The following is a 15,843-nucleotide window of genomic DNA, read 5'->3' on the forward strand; positions in this document are numbered from 1 at the left end:
TATATAGCAAAATAGTCTCATATGAACTCAAAGCGATAAATTGTGAATATTTTTATCACAACAGTCAGTTACTAAATTAGCACTAAATGAAATACTTTGACTTCCCATACAGCCGTGAGCAGGTCTGCGCTTCCGCTGCCGGAATAGCCAAAAACCTCCAACTGTTTCTTGTAAGCACTTCCGAATGGAACCCGTTTCATACTCCGCTGGAAATGCTCCTGCACCGCCGAACCTGAAACCGATTTGCATTCAGGAACAGTAGAGCCCTCTGACAGGTTCGGCAAACCTGTCAGAATGACTAGTATTTGAGATATGATTAATAAACGCCGATGAGCGAGAGGTCCGCGACGGCCGGTCAGGCCGCCGCATCCTCGTCTTTTCCAGCACCCGGCAAATAATTGAGTATAGGACCGAGCCAGCGCTCCACTTCCTCGACCGCCATGCCCTTGCGCGCAGCATAATCCTCGACCTGATCGCGCTCCACCTTGCCACGCCGAAATAGTAGCTTTCCGGATGGCCGATATAGAGACCCGATACCGAGGACCCAGGCCACATGGCGTAGCTTTCGGTCAGTTCCACGCCCGTATTCGCAGTCGCGTCCAAAAGGCGGAAAAGTGTCGTCTTTTCGGTATGGTCCGGCTGGGCCGGATAACCCGGAGCCGGACGAATGCCCTTATACGGCTCTCCGATCAGCTCTTCCGGCGTATAGGTTTCGTCGGAAGCATAGGCCCAGAACTCCTTGCGCACCCGCTCGTGCATCAATTCGGCAAAGGCTTCCGCGAAGCGGTCAGCCAGTGCCTTCACCAGAATGGCCGAGTAATCATCGTTGGCGCGCTCAAAACGTTCGGCTATCGCCACTTCTCCAATGCCCGCAGTCACGACGAAGCCGCCGACATAATCCTGCTTTCCGCTCTCGACCGGCGCCACGAAATCGGACATGGCCACGTTTGGACGACCATCGCGCTTGCTCAATTGCTGGCGCAGCGTGAAGAAGGTGGCAAGTTCCTGCTTCCGGCTTTCATCGGTGAAAAGACGAATATCGTCCCCTACCGCATTGGCTGGCCAGAAGCCGACGACAGCTTTCGGCGCGAACCATTTTTCGTCGATGATCTTTTTCAGCATCGCCTGCGCATCGGCCCAGAGCTGGCGAGCGGCCTCGCCCTGCTTTTCATCTTCCAGAATCGCCGGATAGCGGCCCTTCAGTTCCCATGTCTGGAAGAAAGGCGTCCAGTCGATATAGCGGGCGATCTCCGTCAGGTCGTAATCATCGAAGGTTCTTGTGCCGGTAAAAGTCGGCTTTGTCGGTACGAAGCTCTCCCAGTCGAGCTTGTGTGCATTGGCGCGAGCGCGGGCAAGCGGCAGGCGCTGCTTTTCCGCTTCGTTGCGGGCATGGGCGGCTGCTACCTTGGCATATTCCCCGCGCAGGCCATCAATATAGGCCTGCTTGCCTTCCGGCGACAGCAGGCTGGATACCACGCCGACGGCGCGGCTGGCATCGATGACATAAACAGCCTGCCCACGTTCGTAGCGCGGATGGATTTTCACCGCCGTATGAACACGGCTGGTCGTGGCGCCGCCGATCAGCAGCGGAATGTCGAAACCTTCCCGTTCCATTTCCGCAGCGACATGCACCATTTCATCAAGCGACGGCGTGATGAGGCCCGAAAGGCCGATCACATCCACTTTTTCGTCACGCGCCACCTGCAAAATCTTCTGCGAAGGCACCATGACGCCGAGATCGATGATCTCGTAATTGTTGCAGGCCAGCACGACGCCAACGATATTCTTGCCGATATCGTGCACATCGCCCTTGACCGTTGCCATCAGCACCTTGCCGGCGCTCTGACGTTCACCGCCACCGATGCCATTTTCGGCGTTAAGGCGTTTTTCCTCTTCCATGTAAGGCAGGAGCACGGCCACGGCCTGCTTCATCACGCGGGCGGACTTCACCACCTGCGGCAAGAACATCTTGCCCGCGCCGAACAGATCGCCAACCACGTTCATGCCGGCCATCAGCGGGCCTTCGATGACATGCAGGGGGCGTTCGGCAGACTGGCGCGCTTCTTCCGTATCGGCTTCGATATATTCGGTAATGCCGTTGACCAGCGCATGTTCAAGACGCTTTTCAACCGGCCATTCGCGCCATGTCAGATCCTGCGCCTTGGCTTCCTTCGAGCCGGAGTCGCGGAACCGCTCGGCGATTTCCAGCAGGCGCTCGGTCGAATCGGAGCGGCGATTGAGCACCACATCCTCGCAAGCCTCTCGCAGCTCGGGATCGATCGTGTCGTAGACCGCCAGCTGCCCGGCATTGACGATGCCCACATCCATGCCCGCCTGGATGGCATGATAGAGGAACACGGCATGCATCGCCTCACGGACCGGCTCATTGCCTCGGAACGAGAAGGACAGGTTCGACACCCCGCCCGACACATGCACATGCGGCAGGGTGGCGATGATCTGCCGGGTCGCCTCGATAAAGTCGACGCCGTAATTATTGTGTTCCTCGATACCGGTCGCGACGGCAAAGATATTCGGATCGAAGATGATGTCTTCCGGTGCAAAACCGACCTGTTCCGTCAGGATTTTGTAAGCGCGGGTACAGATTTCGACCTTGCGGGCTTCCGTGTCGGCCTGCCCGGTTTCATCGAAAGCCATCACGACCACCGCCGCGCCATAGGCACGGACAAGCCTGGCGTGATGAATGAAGGCTTCCTCGCCTTCCTTCATCGAGATGGAATTGACCACCGCCTTGCCCTGAACGCATTTCAGGCCAGCCTCGATCACCTCCCATTTGGAGCTGTCGATCATGATCGGCACGCGGGCAATATCCGGCTCGGCGGCAATCAGATTGAGGAATTCGACCATCGCCTTTTCGGAATCGATCAGGCCCTCATCCATATTGATGTCGATGATCTGCGCGCCATTGGCGACCTGATCCCGCGCGACATCGAGGGCTGCAGAGAAATCACCGGCCTTGATCAGCTTGCGGAAACGCGCGGAACCGGTCACGTTGGTGCGCTCGCCCACATTGACGAAGGGAATGTCCTTAGTCAGCGTGAATGGCTCAAGGCCGGACAGACGCATCAGCGGCGCAACTTTGACGGGCTTGCGTGGCGGGTGTTTTGCGACAGCCTCGGCGATGGCGCGGATGTGTTCCGGCGTCGAACCGCAGCAACCGCCAACCACATTGACCAGACCGTCACGGGCAAAGCCCTCGATCTGTGCGGCCATTGCTTCCGGCGTTTCATCATACTGGCCGAACTCGTTCGGCAGACCGGCATTCGGATAGGCGCAGACAAAGGTATCGGCAATCGACGACAATTCGTCGAGATGCGCACGCATGGCATTGGCACCCAGCGCACAGTTGAGACCGATAGTGAATGGCTTGGCATGACGCAGCGAATGCCAGAATGCGGTCGGCGTCTGGCCCGACAGCGTGCGGCCGGAAAGATCGGTGATCGTGCCGGAAATCATTACCGGTAGAAAAATGCCTTTTTCCGCAAACACTTCTTCACAAGCAAAGACGGCCGCCTTGGCATTGAGCGTATCGAAGATGGTTTCAATCAGGATGATGTCGGAGCCGCCGTCGATCAGCCCCCTGATCTGCTCGGCATAGGCAATGCGCAGGTCGTCGAAGGTGACAGCACGAAAACCGGGATTATTGACATCCGGCGACAGGCTTGCGGTGCGGTTTGTCGGCCCGAGAGCACCGGCAACGAAGCGGCGGCGACCATCCTTCTGCTCGGCACGCAGGGCGGCGCGGCGGGCAAGGCGCGCGCCATCCCGGTTCAACTCATAGACCTGATCTTCCATGCCGTAATCGGCCTGCGCAATCCTCGTGGAGGAGAAGGTGTTGGTTTCGAGAATATCCGCGCCCGCAATGGCGTAGGCGTAGTGGATTTCCTCGATAGCCTTGGGCTGCGTCAGTGTCAGAAGGTCGTTGTTGCCCTGAAGCTGGCAATCGCAGGCACCGAAACGCTCACCGCGAAAATGCTCTTCATGAAAACCAAGCCCCTGGATCTGGGTTCCCATCGCGCCATCGAGGATCAGGATGCGCTCACGCGCCGCCTTGGTGAGAGCTGCCAGTACTTCGGAGCCATCCGGCTGCGCTGCCGTTGCACCAAAAAGACCTTCGAGGGAAGAGGCCATAAAACACCGCCTGTATTCTGTCTGTTACCAGGCAACGGGGCCGGTTCGCGACGTCAAACCGGAATTGCCTGCCATACGCATCTTGCGAAGGTCGCTTAATGACATAAACATATCTTTATGTCAATTCGGAAGCCGTTCTCCAATCGCGTTGCCGGGACATCAACGATCTGTTGCTGGGTCCAAGAAATTGTGACTGCAGTGGGCCACCGCTCTGCCATAATGTCGGGCGTAAAATGGGCGCAGGGACGAAATGTATTGTTTATTTTTGCGCGCATCCTGACCGAAGGCGGTTTCGCATTCTCGGGATGCGCTGTGAGGAGAGACCAATGAAAAAGTTTGCTTATTCCCTGTTTGCCGCCTGCCTGTCACTCGGCCTGGGACTATCCGCAGCTTCCGGGACTGCGAATGCGACGCAACCATCTCTAATGGCGACGCCATCCGCACAGAATTCGGCGCCGAATGTGCATCAGGTCCAGTATTACGATTACCGGGGCGATCGTCGCTACTGGCGCGAACATCGCCGCCACTGGCGGCATGACTACCCGCGTTACCGTCCACACTATCGCTATGACCGACGCTATTGGGGACCGCCGCCTGCCTACCGCTACCGCGCAGCGCCGGTCTATCGCGGCGGCAACCCGCATGTGCGCTGGTGCTACAATCGTTATCGCTCCTATCGAGCCTATGATAACACGTTCCAGCCCAATTACGGGCCGCGGCGCCAGTGCTATTCGCCATATCTCTAAAACGAACAAGCCCCGGTTTCCCGGGGCTTTTTCTAAATGAACCGGCTCAAAAATCAGGTAACATAAGCACCGATGGAAGCCGCGACGAGGCCGATCGCGATCGCAATCATCACGCCATAGACGCGCGGCTTGTCGAAAAGAACGGCGAAAGCTGAAAACCAGCCGACGACCGCCGCGCCAAGCGCGAATAAAAAGCCCGGCTTGTCGCCGTGGTACAGGTTGGCCGCCATGAGACCGCCGATGATCAGCGCGCCAAAAACGATCATCAACCCTGTGGCATATCGCTCGTAATCGTCCATTTAAATTCCTCGGTTCCGCTCCCGCCGTGACAGGTGCCGGAAACTTTCGTCAATCCATTTGGCCATTTAAGGGCATTGGCCGGTCGCTTTCACACAATCATTATTCGTGTCGTTCTTCAACCATTTCGCTGCGCCATTTTTGGCAATTGTTGCGACTTTTCACGTGAACGTTCCTGTAGCGGCCCGATAAGCGGCCCGATAAACGGCATTGTCGTGATCAAAACCGTGCTAACATCACAGCCATGGAATCGTCAGGCGTCACCATTTTCGAAACAGAAATCGGACCGTGCGGCATAGCGTGGCGCGGGCAGAAAATCGTTGGCGTCGAAATCGGAGATGCCGACGAAAAGGAAACCCGGTATCGTCTGCGCGAGCGGTTTCCCGGGGCAGACGATAAAGAGGCGCCGGCTTTCGTTACCCGGGCAGTCGAGGGTGTGCGTGCGCTTCTGGCCGGAGCCGATGTTGATTTTTCGGGCACGCCGCTGGCGCTCGATGCCCAACCCGACCTCAACCGGCAGGTTTATGAAATCATCCTCGAACTGAAAACGGGCGAGACCACGACCTACGGCGCAATTGCCCGGCGGATCGGTGATGTGAGTCTCTCACAGGCTGTCGGCTATGCGCTGGGCAAGAATCCGTTTCCGATCATCGTTCCCTGTCACCGGGTGCTCGGCTCCAATGGCAAGGTCGGTGGCTTTTCGGCGGCGGGTGGCACGGCGACGAAACTGAAGCTTCTCAATATCGAGCGGGCGAGAACGTCCAGCGAGCCCGATCTTTTTGGCGGCCTGCCATTGCAGGAGAGGCCGCAGGCCGACTGGTAGTTATCATCTGCGAACGCAAAACCGCTTCGCACTTGGCTCGAAAGTGCTTCAGCCCTTGTCCGTCACCACATCTGCGGAAAAACGCAATTCGCGCATGGGACGCACAAGCTGTGTCGTGGCGTCGTAAGTCGGATGCCTTTTGAAAGCGAAAAGCGCTTCCTCATCCTTGAACTCGGCATAGACAACCAGATCGATGCGGTCGCACATCGGGTCGACCTTGGAATTCGGCAGGACTTCAAAAAGGTCAGCGTGGGGAATGGTGGCAAGTTGCTCCAATCCCCTTTTGACAGTCTCGATATCCTGATCTTGCCTGACGCTGAAGAAAACAATGTGCCGGATCACGCCGCGACTCCCTGAAATTGGTGAGGCGTGTCTAGCGCATCAAGGCGCGCAGAAAAATGGCAAATTTGAGCGATGCGCCTAACTTGCCTTGACGCGACGCCAGGCAAACCCGCCCTCTTCCGGAATGGAACCGCGACCCGGCTGATAATAGCCGGGGGTATCGACAAGCCGGTTTTCATCAAGCCGCTTCTGCGCGACCTTGTTTGTCACCTGCAATGTGTCGAAGCCCGTGCGCAGCATCAGGCTCGCCTGATCGATCAGCACGTCACCAACGGCGCGCAATTCGCCCGTAAAGCCTTCACGCCGTAAAATCTCGGCCTTGGAATAGGAGCGTCCGTCATTGAAAGCCGGGAACTGCAAGGCGATCAACGGTATGCTGCCAAGATCGTCCAGAAGCGGATCGATTGCTTCGCCCGGCGCAACAGTAACGCCGATCCGGCGGTTGGAGGCGCGGCGGCGCTCCTCATCCAGTCCGAGCCAGATGGCCAGCGGAATGATGACAGCCGAAGCATCGCCCGCTGCGTCCAGATCGTCGGCAAAGACATAGTCGTCCTCGCGAAAGCCATCGGCAGACCAGAGTTTTGTTTCGTTGATTTCACTCATTTGCGGTCCGTGGCTCCCAATGTTTTAAGGCTGTCGGCAAGACCCGTCAGATGGATGCCGCATTCCGTCTTTTCCGATCCGGCCCAGCGTCCGGCACGTTGATCCTCGCCATCGCTCACGGGGCGCGTGCATGGCATGCAGCCGATGGAGCGATAGCCCTGCGCCGTGAGCGGATGCGGCGGCAGTTCGTGCTTTTCGGCATAGGCCTTCAAGTCCGCCGCCTGCCAGCGCGCCAGCGGATTGATGCGGATGCGCGGGCCGACCGATTCAAATACCGGCAAACTTTCACGGGTCGATGCCTGAAACTGCTTGCGGCCTGTCATCCAGGCCCGATAGGGCGCGACCGCCCGCGCCATCGGCTCGACCTTGCGGATGAAGCAGCAGCGGTCCTTGTCGGTCATCGACAGGGCGCCGAACGGATCTTCGCTTTTGAGACTTTGCTCGACGGGAAGAATGTCCTGCACATCGGTCAGGCCAAGCCTGTCCACCAGATCGTGCCGATAATCGAGCGTCGCCCGGAAGTGCTTTCCCGTATCCAGAAACAGGACCGGGGTCGCCGGGTCGATTTCCGAAATCATGTGCAGAAGCACCGCGGATTCCGCGCCGAAGGAAGACACGACCGCGATCTGCCCCCCATAGAGTTCATGCGTGGCAAGCGCGATCACTTCCTGCGGGGAAGATGCGCCGTGGCTAGCCTCAAGAAGGCGGGCTTCGGCGGCAGCACTTTCTTCGGCATCAAGCTGCACGGCTGATTTCTCCATAAAGCGCGCGTTTGAAGGGCTCCATGCCGACGCGGCGATAGGCGGCAAGGAAGGTCTCGTCCGCGCTCTCGCGCAAGGCGAGATAGGTGTCCACCACCGTCTCGATGGCATCCACCACGTCTTCCGAGGAGAAACCGCGACCGGTGATCTCACCAATGGCCGAATGCTCGTCCGCCGAACCGCCAAGCGTGATCTGATAGAGTTCCTCACCCTTCTTCTCGACGCCCAGAATCCCGATATGGCCGACATGATGATGGCCGCAGGCATTGATGCAGCCCGAAATCTTGATCTTCAGATCGCCGATTTCAAGCTGGCGCTGCTGGTCGCCGAAGCGCTCGGAAATGCGCTGCGCCACCGGAATGGAACGCGCATTGGCAAGCGCGCAATAGTCGAGACCCGGGCAGGCGATGATGTCGGTGATGAGACCGGCATTGGGTGTCACCAGACCATCCGATTGCAACAGATCGTAGACGGCGGCGAGATCGGCCTTGGCGACATGCGGCAGAACCAGATTCTGCTCGTGGCTGACCCGGATTTCATCGAAGGAATAAGTTGCAGCAATATCCGCGACCAGCTCCATCTGTTCAGCGCTTGCGTCACCCGGAATGCCGCCAATTGGCTTCAGCGAAATGGTGACGACCGCGTAATCCGGGTGCTTGTGCGGCGTGACATTGCGGGCAACCCAACTCGCGAAAGCCGGATCGGCCTTTTGCGTGACGGCCAGTATCTCCCAGCCTTCCGGCCGCTGCGGCAGGTTCGGCATACGGAAATAGCTTTCGATGGCGTCAATATCGCGCTGCGGCAGCTTCAACTCACCGTAACGGATGTCTTCCCATTCGGCATCGATCTCGCGGGTCAGTTCTTCCACGCCCGTTTCGTGGACGAGAATCTTGATGCGCGCCTTGTACTTGTTATCGCGGCGACCATGCAGATTATAGACGCGGACGATTGCCGTCACATAGGTCAGCATGTCCTCGATGGGCAGGAAGTCGCGGATTTTCTTCGCCACCATCGGCGTGCGGCCCTGACCCCCGCCAATGTAGACGGCCAGCCCCAGATCGCCTGCCTCGTTCTTCTTCAGCTGCAAGCCGATGTCATGCACCTGAATGGCGGCGCGGTCATGCTCCGAGCCGACAATGGCGATCTTGAACTTGCGGGGCAGATAGGAAAATTCCGGATGCAGCGAAGACCACTGGCGCAGGATTTCCGCGAATGGGCGTGGGTCGGCAACCTCATCGGCGGCAGCGCCTGCGAAATGATCGGCAGTCACGTTGCGAATGCAATTGCCCGAGGTCTGGATAGCGTGCATCTCGACTTCCGCCAGTTCTTCAAGAATGCGCGGCACGTCCTTCAATGCAGGCCAGTTGTACTGGATATTCTGGCGCGTGGTGAAATGGCCGAACCCACGATCGTAGACGCGCGCGATGTGGCCGAGCTTGCGCAACTGGCGGCTCGACAGCGTGCCATAGGGAATGGCCACGCGCAGCATGTAGGCATGCAATTGCAGATAAAGACCGTTCATCAGGCGCAACGGCTTGAACTGATCCTCAGTCAATTCGCCCGCCAGACGGCGCTCGACCTGATCCTTGAACTGGGCAACACGGGCCGCAACGAAATCGCGGTCGAATTCATCATAACGATACATAGGCTAGGTCCAAATCCGCAATCAGGAAGCGCGCTTCAATTCAGGCTTGTCGAGAGGCAAATCGCCGAAGGTCACGATGGTCGGGCCGGAGAGACGGATGCGTTCGCGCAAGCGGATCGGGTAAAGCCCCTCCTCGCGTTCCTCGACATCGATCACGTTCACATCCACGACCAGATTGGCTTTCGCGGCAATCTTCCCAGCGTCTTCAAGCGCCTCGACGGCCTCCGCATGACGGGCGACCAGCGCGCCGTCGATGGTTTCCTGCCAGGAGCCATCGGCACCAAGCCACACAGCCTGCCCGTCGATGAGGCGGTTTGCAGTGAGAACTTTTACGACCATTTCCAAACTCCAAACTTTTGTTAACCGCGCATCCTGCGCTCTAACTTTTTGTTTTTGAGCGCATCTTGTCCGAAAACCGCTGCACACTTTTCGGGATGCGCTCTTAGGCTGCGACGGAAACCGGCTTGAGCGCCAGCGCTTCGGCCTTGTCGATTGCTGCACCAGCGACCGCATCGCCAATGATCACCATGACCGGGCCGGAAAGCTCCTTGCGGCTTTCGAGATCCGGCAGATCCTTCAACGTTCCGTGGAACAGGCGCTTGTCCTGACGGCTCGCATTTTCCACGACTGCCACGGCAGTATCTTCATGCAGGCCCGCCGCAATCAGGCGCGCGGCAACGGAAGCCGCGACCGTCGACCCCATATAGACGGCGATGGTTGCACCGGAGACGGCAAGCTTTGCCCAGCCCGGCAGCACATCGCCGGTCATGTCGTGGCCGGTCGTAAACACCAGCGAGGACGCGACGCCGCGCAGCGTCAGCGGCAGTTCCATATCAGCTGCGGCGGCGAAGGCCGAAGTAATGCCGGGCACGATCTCGAAGCCGATACCGGCGGCACGCAATGCCGCCATTTCTTCGCCTGCGCGTCCAAACACCAGCGGATCGCCGGATTTCAGTCTCACGACGCGCTTGCCTTCCCGGCCGAGCGTTACCAGCAGGCGGTTGATCTCTTCCTGGCTCTTGGAATGGCAGCCCTTGCGCTTGCCGACGGCAAGGCGTTCCGCGTCACGGCGGCCCATGGCAATGACACCCTCCGGCACCAGGGCATCATGCACGATCACGTCGGCTTCCATCAAAGCGCGGTGCGCCCGCAGGGTCAAAAGGTCCTCGGCGCCGGGACCGGCACCCACCAGCCAGACATAGCCGGATGCGTCCAGCGGCCACTCGATGAGATCATTTGCAGCGCGATAAGCCCCTTCACGGTCGCCATCTTCAATGGCGCGCGAAACGCTGCCCGAAAAGAAACCGCGCCAGAAGCTGCGACGCGCCAGCCCTTTCGGCAGCACGCGCTCGACCAGCGGACGCCAGCTTTCGGCAAAATGCGCAAGCTCGCCGAGGCGGGGCGAAAAGGCGGCATCGATCCGCGCACGCACCATCTGCGCCAGTACCGGGGCCGAACCTTCGGTGCCGATGGCGATTGCGATGGGGGCGCGGTTGACGATGGCTGGCGTCAGAAAATCGCAAAGCGCAGGCCGGTCCACCACATTCACCGGAACCTTCTGCGCTTTGGCCAATGCAGCGACGGCGCGATCCTGTGCTTCATCGCCGGTCGCGACGAAGACGAGCTTTGCGCCTTCCAGGTGCTCGCTGGCAAAGGGAGCTGCGACATGCTCCACATCATGCGCGGCGATGAAATCGGCCAGATGGCGTTCCGTTTCCTCCGCGACGATACGAATGCGGGCGGAGGTCTGCGCCACGAGGCGCGCCTTGTTCAAGGCTTCCTCGCCGCCGCCAACGACGACAACCACCTCGTCCGAAACCCGGAAGAAGGCGGGAAAATCAGCCAGCAGACGCTTCTGCGAAAAAGACATGAGCACCATCCTTTGAAGCATTTCCAGCGAAAGCGGATACCGGTTGTCCGGAAAAGCATCAGGCAACAAGACGGTGCTATTATTCATGGAAGGGCCTTGCTTTATAAGAAACGCCCTTGCGCGCGAAAATCTCGCCGCGCATCACTTTTTCTCAAATCAGGCGATTGCAGGATTTTCATTCCCGGAAGCGGGGCAAATATACTCTACAATTTTTATAGGATTTACATAGGCTTATAAGTAATTGCCGCTGGTGAAGAATGCTGGCACATGCTTCGGCCACCGCCTCGGCAGCACGGCGATCAGGTCGAAACGCAGCGACAGTCGGGCATGATCGGGCTGGCATTGCAACCAGAGATCGGCTGCGGCTTCGATACGGTGCATGGCCTGCGGCGTGACGGCCAGTTGCGCCGCTTCGAGGCTGTTCCGCGCCTTGACCTCGACGATGAGCACCAGATCGCCGCGCCGGGCGATCAGGTCGATCTCGCCAAGCCTTGTGCGATAACGCCGCGCGACGACCCGAAAACCTTTGAGGAGAAGCACCACCGAAGCAAAGCGCTCGGCGCTGTGTCCGCGAAAGAAAGCAGTTCGCTTTTTCTCGCGGAGGTCCGTCATCGCTGATCCGATTTCAGTTGCATGAGGCGCTGATAGAGCACCGATTTCTGGCCGCCGGTCATACGCGCCGCCTCGCCTGCGGCCTTGGACGGCGGCAGTTCGGCGGCAAGCGACAGAAGCAGCCTGTCGATATCTTCTTCGCTTTGCGCAACAGCATCGCCGACTGGCGGGCCAACCAGCAGCACGACCTCGCCGCGAATACGATCCTCGCCATCGAACTTTTCCGCAAGTTCACCCAGCGATGCCGTGACAACGGTTTCATAGGCCTTGGTCAATTCGCGGCAAAGCGCGCCCGCGCGTTCCGCTCCGAAAGCGGCAGCCATGTCGGCCAGTGTCGCGGCCGTGCGGTTGGGCGACTCGTAGAACACCAGCGTTGCATCGATATTTTTGAGGCTCTCAAGCTTCGACAATCGCTGTCCATGCTTGGACGGCAGGAAGCCGCAGAACATGAAGGCATCGGTCGGCAGGCCGGAAGCGGCAAGTGCGGCCAGCACGGCGGAAGCACCCGGAACAGGCACGACACGGATGCCCGCCTCGCGCGCCTCGCCCACCAGCCGGAAACCGGGATCGGAAACAAGGGGTGTACCGGCGTCGGAAACCAGCGCGACACTTTTGCCCGCCGTCAGCGCAGCAATCAGCTTTTCACCGGCCTCGGCGGCATTGTGCTCGTGATAGCTGATTGGACGGCGCGCTATGCCATAGCGGTCGAGCAGGACGCGGGTGACACGGGTATCCTCGCAAGCCAGAATATCGACGGAAGCCAGCGTTTCGATGCCGCGCAGCGTCATATCGCCGAGATTGCCGATAGGGGTCGAGACGATATAAAGCGCAGGCTCCAACGGTCGGGCACGCATCACCGTGCCGCCTACCACATATTCCCGCCGCTCACCGCCTGGTTCATCCGTCATCATGCGTCCTTCAGTGTCTGAATCAAGCGGCCAGATCGGCGACTAACGCATCCAGCACCAGCGCACCATCCGGCGTCGCGCGGATGAAGCTGCCATCCATCGGTTCGATCATGCCTTCCGCGATCAGTTTCGCCAATCGCTTTTCGTCCACGGCATGGCCCGAAAGCCGCTCGTAACGGGCAAGGTCGATGCCTTCACGCAAGCGCAGGCCCATCATCAGGAACTCGTCGCCTTCCTGCTCGCCATCGAGATATTCTTCCTCGATAATGCCGTGGCCGTTGCGCTCGACCTTGTCCAGCCAGGTTTCCGGGTGTTTTTCGGTCATGGTGACGGTACGCACATCGTTTTCCACGAAACGCCCATGGGCGCCGGGACCGATGCCGACATATTGCCCGTAACGCCAATAGACGAGATTGTGCTGCGACTCGCGCCCGGGCACAGCGTGGTTGGAAATTTCATAGGCTGGCAGTCCGTGCTCAGCCGTCACCCTTTGCGTTTCCTCATAAAGGGCTGCGGCGTGATCCGGGTCGGGCGTCGTCAGCTTGCCGGCCTTCCAGAGATTATAGAACTGCGTGCCTTCCTCGATCGTCAGCTGATAGAGCGACAGGTGATCGGCAGCAAGGCCGATGGCTTCCTTCAGTTCCTCGCGCCACGCCTCTATGGTCTGGTTCGGGCGCGCATAGATCAGATCAAAGGACAGGCGCGGGAAAATCTCACGCGCCAGCCGGATTGCCGCCTTGGCTTCCTCGACCGAATGCATGCGCCCAAGACGGCGCAGATCGGGATCGTTGAGCGCCTGAATGCCGAGCGACACGCGATTGACGCCCGCCGCGCGATAGCCGCGAAAGCGATCCGCCTCCACGCTGGTAGGATTGGCCTCCAGCGTCACCTCGATATCCGGTGCAACGGACCAATGGGACGCAATACCATCGAGAAGCGCGCCAACCGTTTCGGGCTGCATCAGCGATGGCGTGCCGCCGCCCAGAAATATGCTGGTGATCGTGCGCGGGCCCGTGCGTTCGCGCAGGCATTCCATCTCGCGAAGAAACGCCTCGGAAAAGCGGGCCTGATCGACCGGCTTGTGCCGAACATGGCTGTTGAAGTCGCAGTAGGGACATTTGGCCAGGCAGAACGGCCAGTGCAAATATACGCCGAACGCATCTTCCCCGTTTGCACGCGCGATCGGTATCGCCCCGGCGGTATTTGCGCGGGCAGCGTCCATTGCCTGCAAAGGGGGAAACAGCTTGTTCATTTCGCAGGCGCCGCTTCCACATTGAGCGCTTTTTCGGCAAAAAGCTTGAAGGCACGCGCACGGTGCGACAAGGCCGAAGCGTCGCCCGGTTTCCAGCCATGCTTCTCGTCGGCGGTCATTTCGCCGAAAGTCTTTGCATAGCCATCGGGCAGGAAAATCGGGTCGAAACCGAAACCGGTATTGCCCCGCGGCGGCCAGACAATCGTGCCTTCAACCTCGCCACGGAAATATTCCGCCTCGCCATCCGGCCAGGCAAGGCAGATGACCGACACAAACCGTGCCTTGCGCTGCTGCGGTTCGAGGGCGCCTTTTTCCTGCAGCAGGTTCTCCACCTTCTGCATCGCCATGTCGAAATCGCGCGTACCGTCCTCCGTCTCGGCCCAGTTTGCCGTGTAGACCCCCGGATCACCGTCAAGCGCATCGACCATCATGCCGGAATCGTCCGAAAGGGCGGGCAGTCCCGTTGCTTCGGCAGCCGCGAGCGCCTTGATATAGGCGTTTTCCTCGAAAGTCGTACCGGTTTCATCCGGCTCCGGCAGGCCAAGAGCAGCTACCGAACTGACCTCAAAACCGAACGGGCCGATCAGGCCGTCGAATTCCTTCAGCTTGCCCGCATTGTGCGAAGCAACGATCAGCTTGCCCTGTTCCAGTTTTCTCATTTTCAGTTCCATAGTTTGGGTTCGGCAATCTCCAGCGAATTGCCGGACGGATCACGGAAGTAAATTGAATGCGCGCCATTCGGCCAATCGAACTCGGCCTCTATCGCCACGCCATGTCTTGCCAGATGGCTGCGCCAGCCTTCCATCTCCTCGCGGCTTGCGGCGAAACAGACATGACCGGGCCCGCTGGTGCCGTGGGCCGGTACGGGCAAATGTCCGGCGGGCGGCGGCTTCAACGTTTCTTCCGCCTTGAAGAGAAGTAATATGCCCTCTCCGCAGCGGAAAAATGCATTGCGCTCGCTGACTTTGCCAACCGGCTCCAGTCCCATCGTTCCCTGATAGAACTCTATCGCCTCGGCGACATCGCGGACATAGAGAGCGGTTTCAAGAATGCGTGCTGCGCGCATGGATGAGGTCTCCTCGATATATGGAGCAGACCTCGTTCCTATCAGGCGACAGCCATTTTCTGCAAGGACACAAGACGATCAATGCCGCCGCGAGCAAGCTTCATCAGGCTGGCGAATTCTTCTTCCGAGAAAGGCGCACCTTCCGCCGTTCCCTGAATTTCAACGATCCCGCCCTTGCCGGTCATCACGAAATTGCTGTCGGTTTCGGCGACAGAATCTTCCGCATAGTCCAGATCGAGCACCGGCTCGCCTTCATAGATGCCGCAGGAAATCGCGGCGATATGGTCTTTCAGAACCTTCTCGACGCGCACCATCTGGCGTGCTTCCATCCAGCGCAGGCATTCATGAAGCGCCACCCAGCCGCCGGTGATAGCCGCCGTGCGGGTGCCGCCATCGGCCTGAATGACGTCGCAGTCCACGGTGATCTGCACTTCGCCGAGCGCCTGCATGTCGACAACGGCGCGGAGGCTTCGTCCGATCAGGCGCTGGATTTCCTGCGTGCGGCCACCCTGCTTTCCAGCGGCGGCTTCGCGGCGCATGCGGTCGCCGGTAGAGCGCGGCAGCATGCCGTATTCCGCCGTGACCCAGCCCTTGCCCGTGTTACGCATCCAGCCCGGCACCTTTTCCTCAAGGCTTGCGGTGCACAGGACATGCGTATCGCCAAACTTGACGAGGCAGGAGCCCTCGGCATGTTTGGAGATGCCGCGTTCGAAAGAGACGGCGCGCATTTCGTCAGCCGCACGCTTGGATGGACGCATTGAGAATTCCT

At 59.2% G+C, this 15,843-nt stretch carries 15 protein-coding genes and 1 pseudogene; 2 read left to right on the forward strand and 14 right to left on the reverse strand.

Features of this window, described 5'->3' with window-relative positions; all coding sequences use genetic code 11:
* Nucleotides 1-355 precede the first annotated feature (355 nt).
* Nucleotides 356-4,149, reverse strand: a pseudogene (gene metH, locus ACS5UA_RS05090) (methionine synthase).
* Nucleotides 4,150-4,475: 326 nt separating this feature from the next.
* On the opposite strand from metH, the gene ACS5UA_RS05095 reads away from it, so the two are divergent.
* A complete protein-coding gene (locus tag ACS5UA_RS05095; RefSeq protein WP_021586362.1) occupies nucleotides 4,476-4,895 on the forward strand; it encodes a BA14K family protein in 420 nt (139 codons plus the stop codon).
* A 53-nt stretch (nucleotides 4,896-4,948) separates the two neighbouring features.
* Here ACS5UA_RS05095 and ACS5UA_RS05100 read toward each other — a convergent pair whose 3' ends face one another.
* Nucleotides 4,949-5,194 (reverse strand): hypothetical protein, encoded by a 246-nt coding sequence (locus ACS5UA_RS05100; RefSeq protein ID WP_002965436.1) that lies wholly within the window; start codon nucleotides 5,192-5,194, stop codon nucleotides 4,949-4,951.
* A gap of 242 nt (nucleotides 5,195-5,436) precedes the next feature.
* On the opposite strand from ACS5UA_RS05100, the gene ACS5UA_RS05105 reads away from it, so the two are divergent.
* Complete coding sequence (locus tag ACS5UA_RS05105) at nucleotides 5,437-6,015, forward strand: methylated-DNA--[protein]-cysteine S-methyltransferase (protein ID WP_021586363.1); 579 nt, start codon at nucleotides 5,437-5,439, stop codon at nucleotides 6,013-6,015.
* Nucleotides 6,016-6,063: 48 nt separating this feature from the next.
* On the opposite strand, the gene ACS5UA_RS05110 is transcribed toward ACS5UA_RS05105, so the two are convergent.
* From ACS5UA_RS05110 to rph, 12 genes are all read right to left on the reverse strand, one after another.
* The gene (locus ACS5UA_RS05110) at nucleotides 6,064-6,357 is read right to left on the reverse strand and encodes a Dabb family protein (RefSeq protein WP_021586364.1); all 294 of its coding nucleotides are present in this window, start codon (nucleotides 6,355-6,357) and stop codon (nucleotides 6,064-6,066) included.
* Nucleotides 6,358-6,435: 78 nt separating this feature from the next.
* Nucleotides 6,436-6,960 (reverse strand): DUF934 domain-containing protein, encoded by a 525-nt coding sequence (locus ACS5UA_RS05115; RefSeq protein WP_021586365.1) that lies wholly within the window; start codon nucleotides 6,958-6,960, stop codon nucleotides 6,436-6,438.
* Complete coding sequence (locus ACS5UA_RS05120) at nucleotides 6,957-7,721, reverse strand: phosphoadenylyl-sulfate reductase (protein WP_025089791.1); 765 nt, start codon at nucleotides 7,719-7,721, stop codon at nucleotides 6,957-6,959. Before ACS5UA_RS05120 ends, ACS5UA_RS05115 begins: the two co-directional genes overlap by 4 nt.
* Complete coding sequence (locus ACS5UA_RS05125) at nucleotides 7,696-9,366, reverse strand: nitrite/sulfite reductase (protein WP_021586367.1); 1,671 nt, start codon at nucleotides 9,364-9,366, stop codon at nucleotides 7,696-7,698. Before ACS5UA_RS05125 ends, ACS5UA_RS05120 begins: the two co-directional genes overlap by 26 nt.
* Before the next feature lie 21 nt (nucleotides 9,367-9,387).
* A complete protein-coding gene (locus ACS5UA_RS05130) occupies nucleotides 9,388-9,705 on the reverse strand; it encodes a DUF2849 domain-containing protein (RefSeq protein ID WP_006470893.1) in 318 nt (105 codons plus the stop codon).
* Between the two features lie 103 nt (nucleotides 9,706-9,808).
* On the reverse strand, nucleotides 9,809-11,245 hold the full coding sequence (gene cysG, locus ACS5UA_RS05135; RefSeq protein ID WP_080697267.1) for a siroheme synthase CysG: 1,437 nt from the start codon (nucleotides 11,243-11,245) through the stop codon (nucleotides 9,809-9,811).
* Nucleotides 11,246-11,467: 222 nt separating this feature from the next.
* Complete coding sequence (locus tag ACS5UA_RS05140; RefSeq protein ID WP_021586369.1) at nucleotides 11,468-11,848, reverse strand: YraN family protein; 381 nt, start codon at nucleotides 11,846-11,848, stop codon at nucleotides 11,468-11,470.
* Nucleotides 11,845-12,756: a 16S rRNA (cytidine(1402)-2'-O)-methyltransferase gene (rsmI, locus tag ACS5UA_RS05145; RefSeq protein ID WP_025089793.1), complete on the reverse strand. Its 912-nt coding sequence runs from the start codon at nucleotides 12,754-12,756 to the stop codon at nucleotides 11,845-11,847. The genes ACS5UA_RS05140 and rsmI overlap by 4 nt, the downstream gene beginning before the upstream one ends.
* A gap of 22 nt (nucleotides 12,757-12,778) precedes the next feature.
* Complete coding sequence (gene hemW, locus ACS5UA_RS05150; RefSeq protein WP_006465901.1) at nucleotides 12,779-14,008, reverse strand: radical SAM family heme chaperone HemW; 1,230 nt, start codon at nucleotides 14,006-14,008, stop codon at nucleotides 12,779-12,781.
* Nucleotides 14,005-14,667 (reverse strand): RdgB/HAM1 family non-canonical purine NTP pyrophosphatase, encoded by a 663-nt coding sequence (gene rdgB / locus ACS5UA_RS05155; protein WP_025089794.1) that lies wholly within the window; start codon nucleotides 14,665-14,667, stop codon nucleotides 14,005-14,007. The genes hemW and rdgB overlap by 4 nt, the downstream gene beginning before the upstream one ends.
* Nucleotides 14,668-14,669: 2 nt before the next feature.
* Nucleotides 14,670-15,074 carry a VOC family protein gene (locus ACS5UA_RS05160; RefSeq protein WP_006465899.1) on the reverse strand — a complete coding sequence of 135 codons (405 nt, stop codon included), beginning with the start codon at nucleotides 15,072-15,074 and terminating at the stop codon, nucleotides 14,670-14,672.
* A gap of 41 nt (nucleotides 15,075-15,115) precedes the next feature.
* Complete coding sequence (rph, locus tag ACS5UA_RS05165) at nucleotides 15,116-15,832, reverse strand: ribonuclease PH (RefSeq protein WP_006465898.1); 717 nt, start codon at nucleotides 15,830-15,832, stop codon at nucleotides 15,116-15,118.
* Between the last annotated feature and the right edge of the window lie 11 nt (nucleotides 15,833-15,843).

Origin of the sequence: Brucella sp. RRSP16 (genome assembly GCF_052246815.1) — a bacterium.
Classification (GTDB): Bacteria; Pseudomonadota; Alphaproteobacteria; order Rhizobiales; family Rhizobiaceae; genus Brucella; species Brucella intermedia.

Coding starts and splice junctions, on each gene's coding strand:
- ACS5UA_RS05095 (WP_021586362.1), top strand. CDS start 4,476: ATGAAAAAGTTTGCTTATTCCCTGTTTGCCGCCTGCCTGTCACTCGGC.
- ACS5UA_RS05100 (WP_002965436.1), bottom strand. CDS start 5,194: ATGGACGATTACGAGCGATATGCCACAGGGTTGATGATCGTTTTTGGC.
- ACS5UA_RS05105 (WP_021586363.1), top strand. CDS start 5,437: ATGGAATCGTCAGGCGTCACCATTTTCGAAACAGAAATCGGACCGTGC.
- ACS5UA_RS05115 (WP_021586365.1), bottom strand. CDS start 6,960: ATGAGTGAAATCAACGAAACAAAACTCTGGTCTGCCGATGGCTTTCGC.
- ACS5UA_RS05120 (WP_025089791.1), bottom strand. CDS start 7,721: ATGGAGAAATCAGCCGTGCAGCTTGATGCCGAAGAAAGTGCTGCCGCC.
- ACS5UA_RS05125 (WP_021586367.1), bottom strand. CDS start 9,366: ATGTATCGTTATGATGAATTCGACCGCGATTTCGTTGCGGCCCGTGTT.
- ACS5UA_RS05130 (WP_006470893.1), bottom strand. CDS start 9,705: ATGGTCGTAAAAGTTCTCACTGCAAACCGCCTCATCGACGGGCAGGCT.
- cysG (WP_080697267.1), bottom strand. CDS start 11,245: ATGGTGCTCATGTCTTTTTCGCAGAAGCGTCTGCTGGCTGATTTTCCC.
- ACS5UA_RS05140 (WP_021586369.1), bottom strand. CDS start 11,848: ATGACGGACCTCCGCGAGAAAAAGCGAACTGCTTTCTTTCGCGGACAC.
- rsmI (WP_025089793.1), bottom strand. CDS start 12,756: ATGACGGATGAACCAGGCGGTGAGCGGCGGGAATATGTGGTAGGCGGC.
- hemW (WP_006465901.1), bottom strand. CDS start 14,008: ATGAACAAGCTGTTTCCCCCTTTGCAGGCAATGGACGCTGCCCGCGCA.
- rdgB (WP_025089794.1), bottom strand. CDS start 14,667: ATGAGAAAACTGGAACAGGGCAAGCTGATCGTTGCTTCGCACAATGCG.
- ACS5UA_RS05160 (WP_006465899.1), bottom strand. CDS start 15,074: ATGCGCGCAGCACGCATTCTTGAAACCGCTCTCTATGTCCGCGATGTC.
- rph (WP_006465898.1), bottom strand. CDS start 15,832: ATGCGTCCATCCAAGCGTGCGGCTGACGAAATGCGCGCCGTCTCTTTC.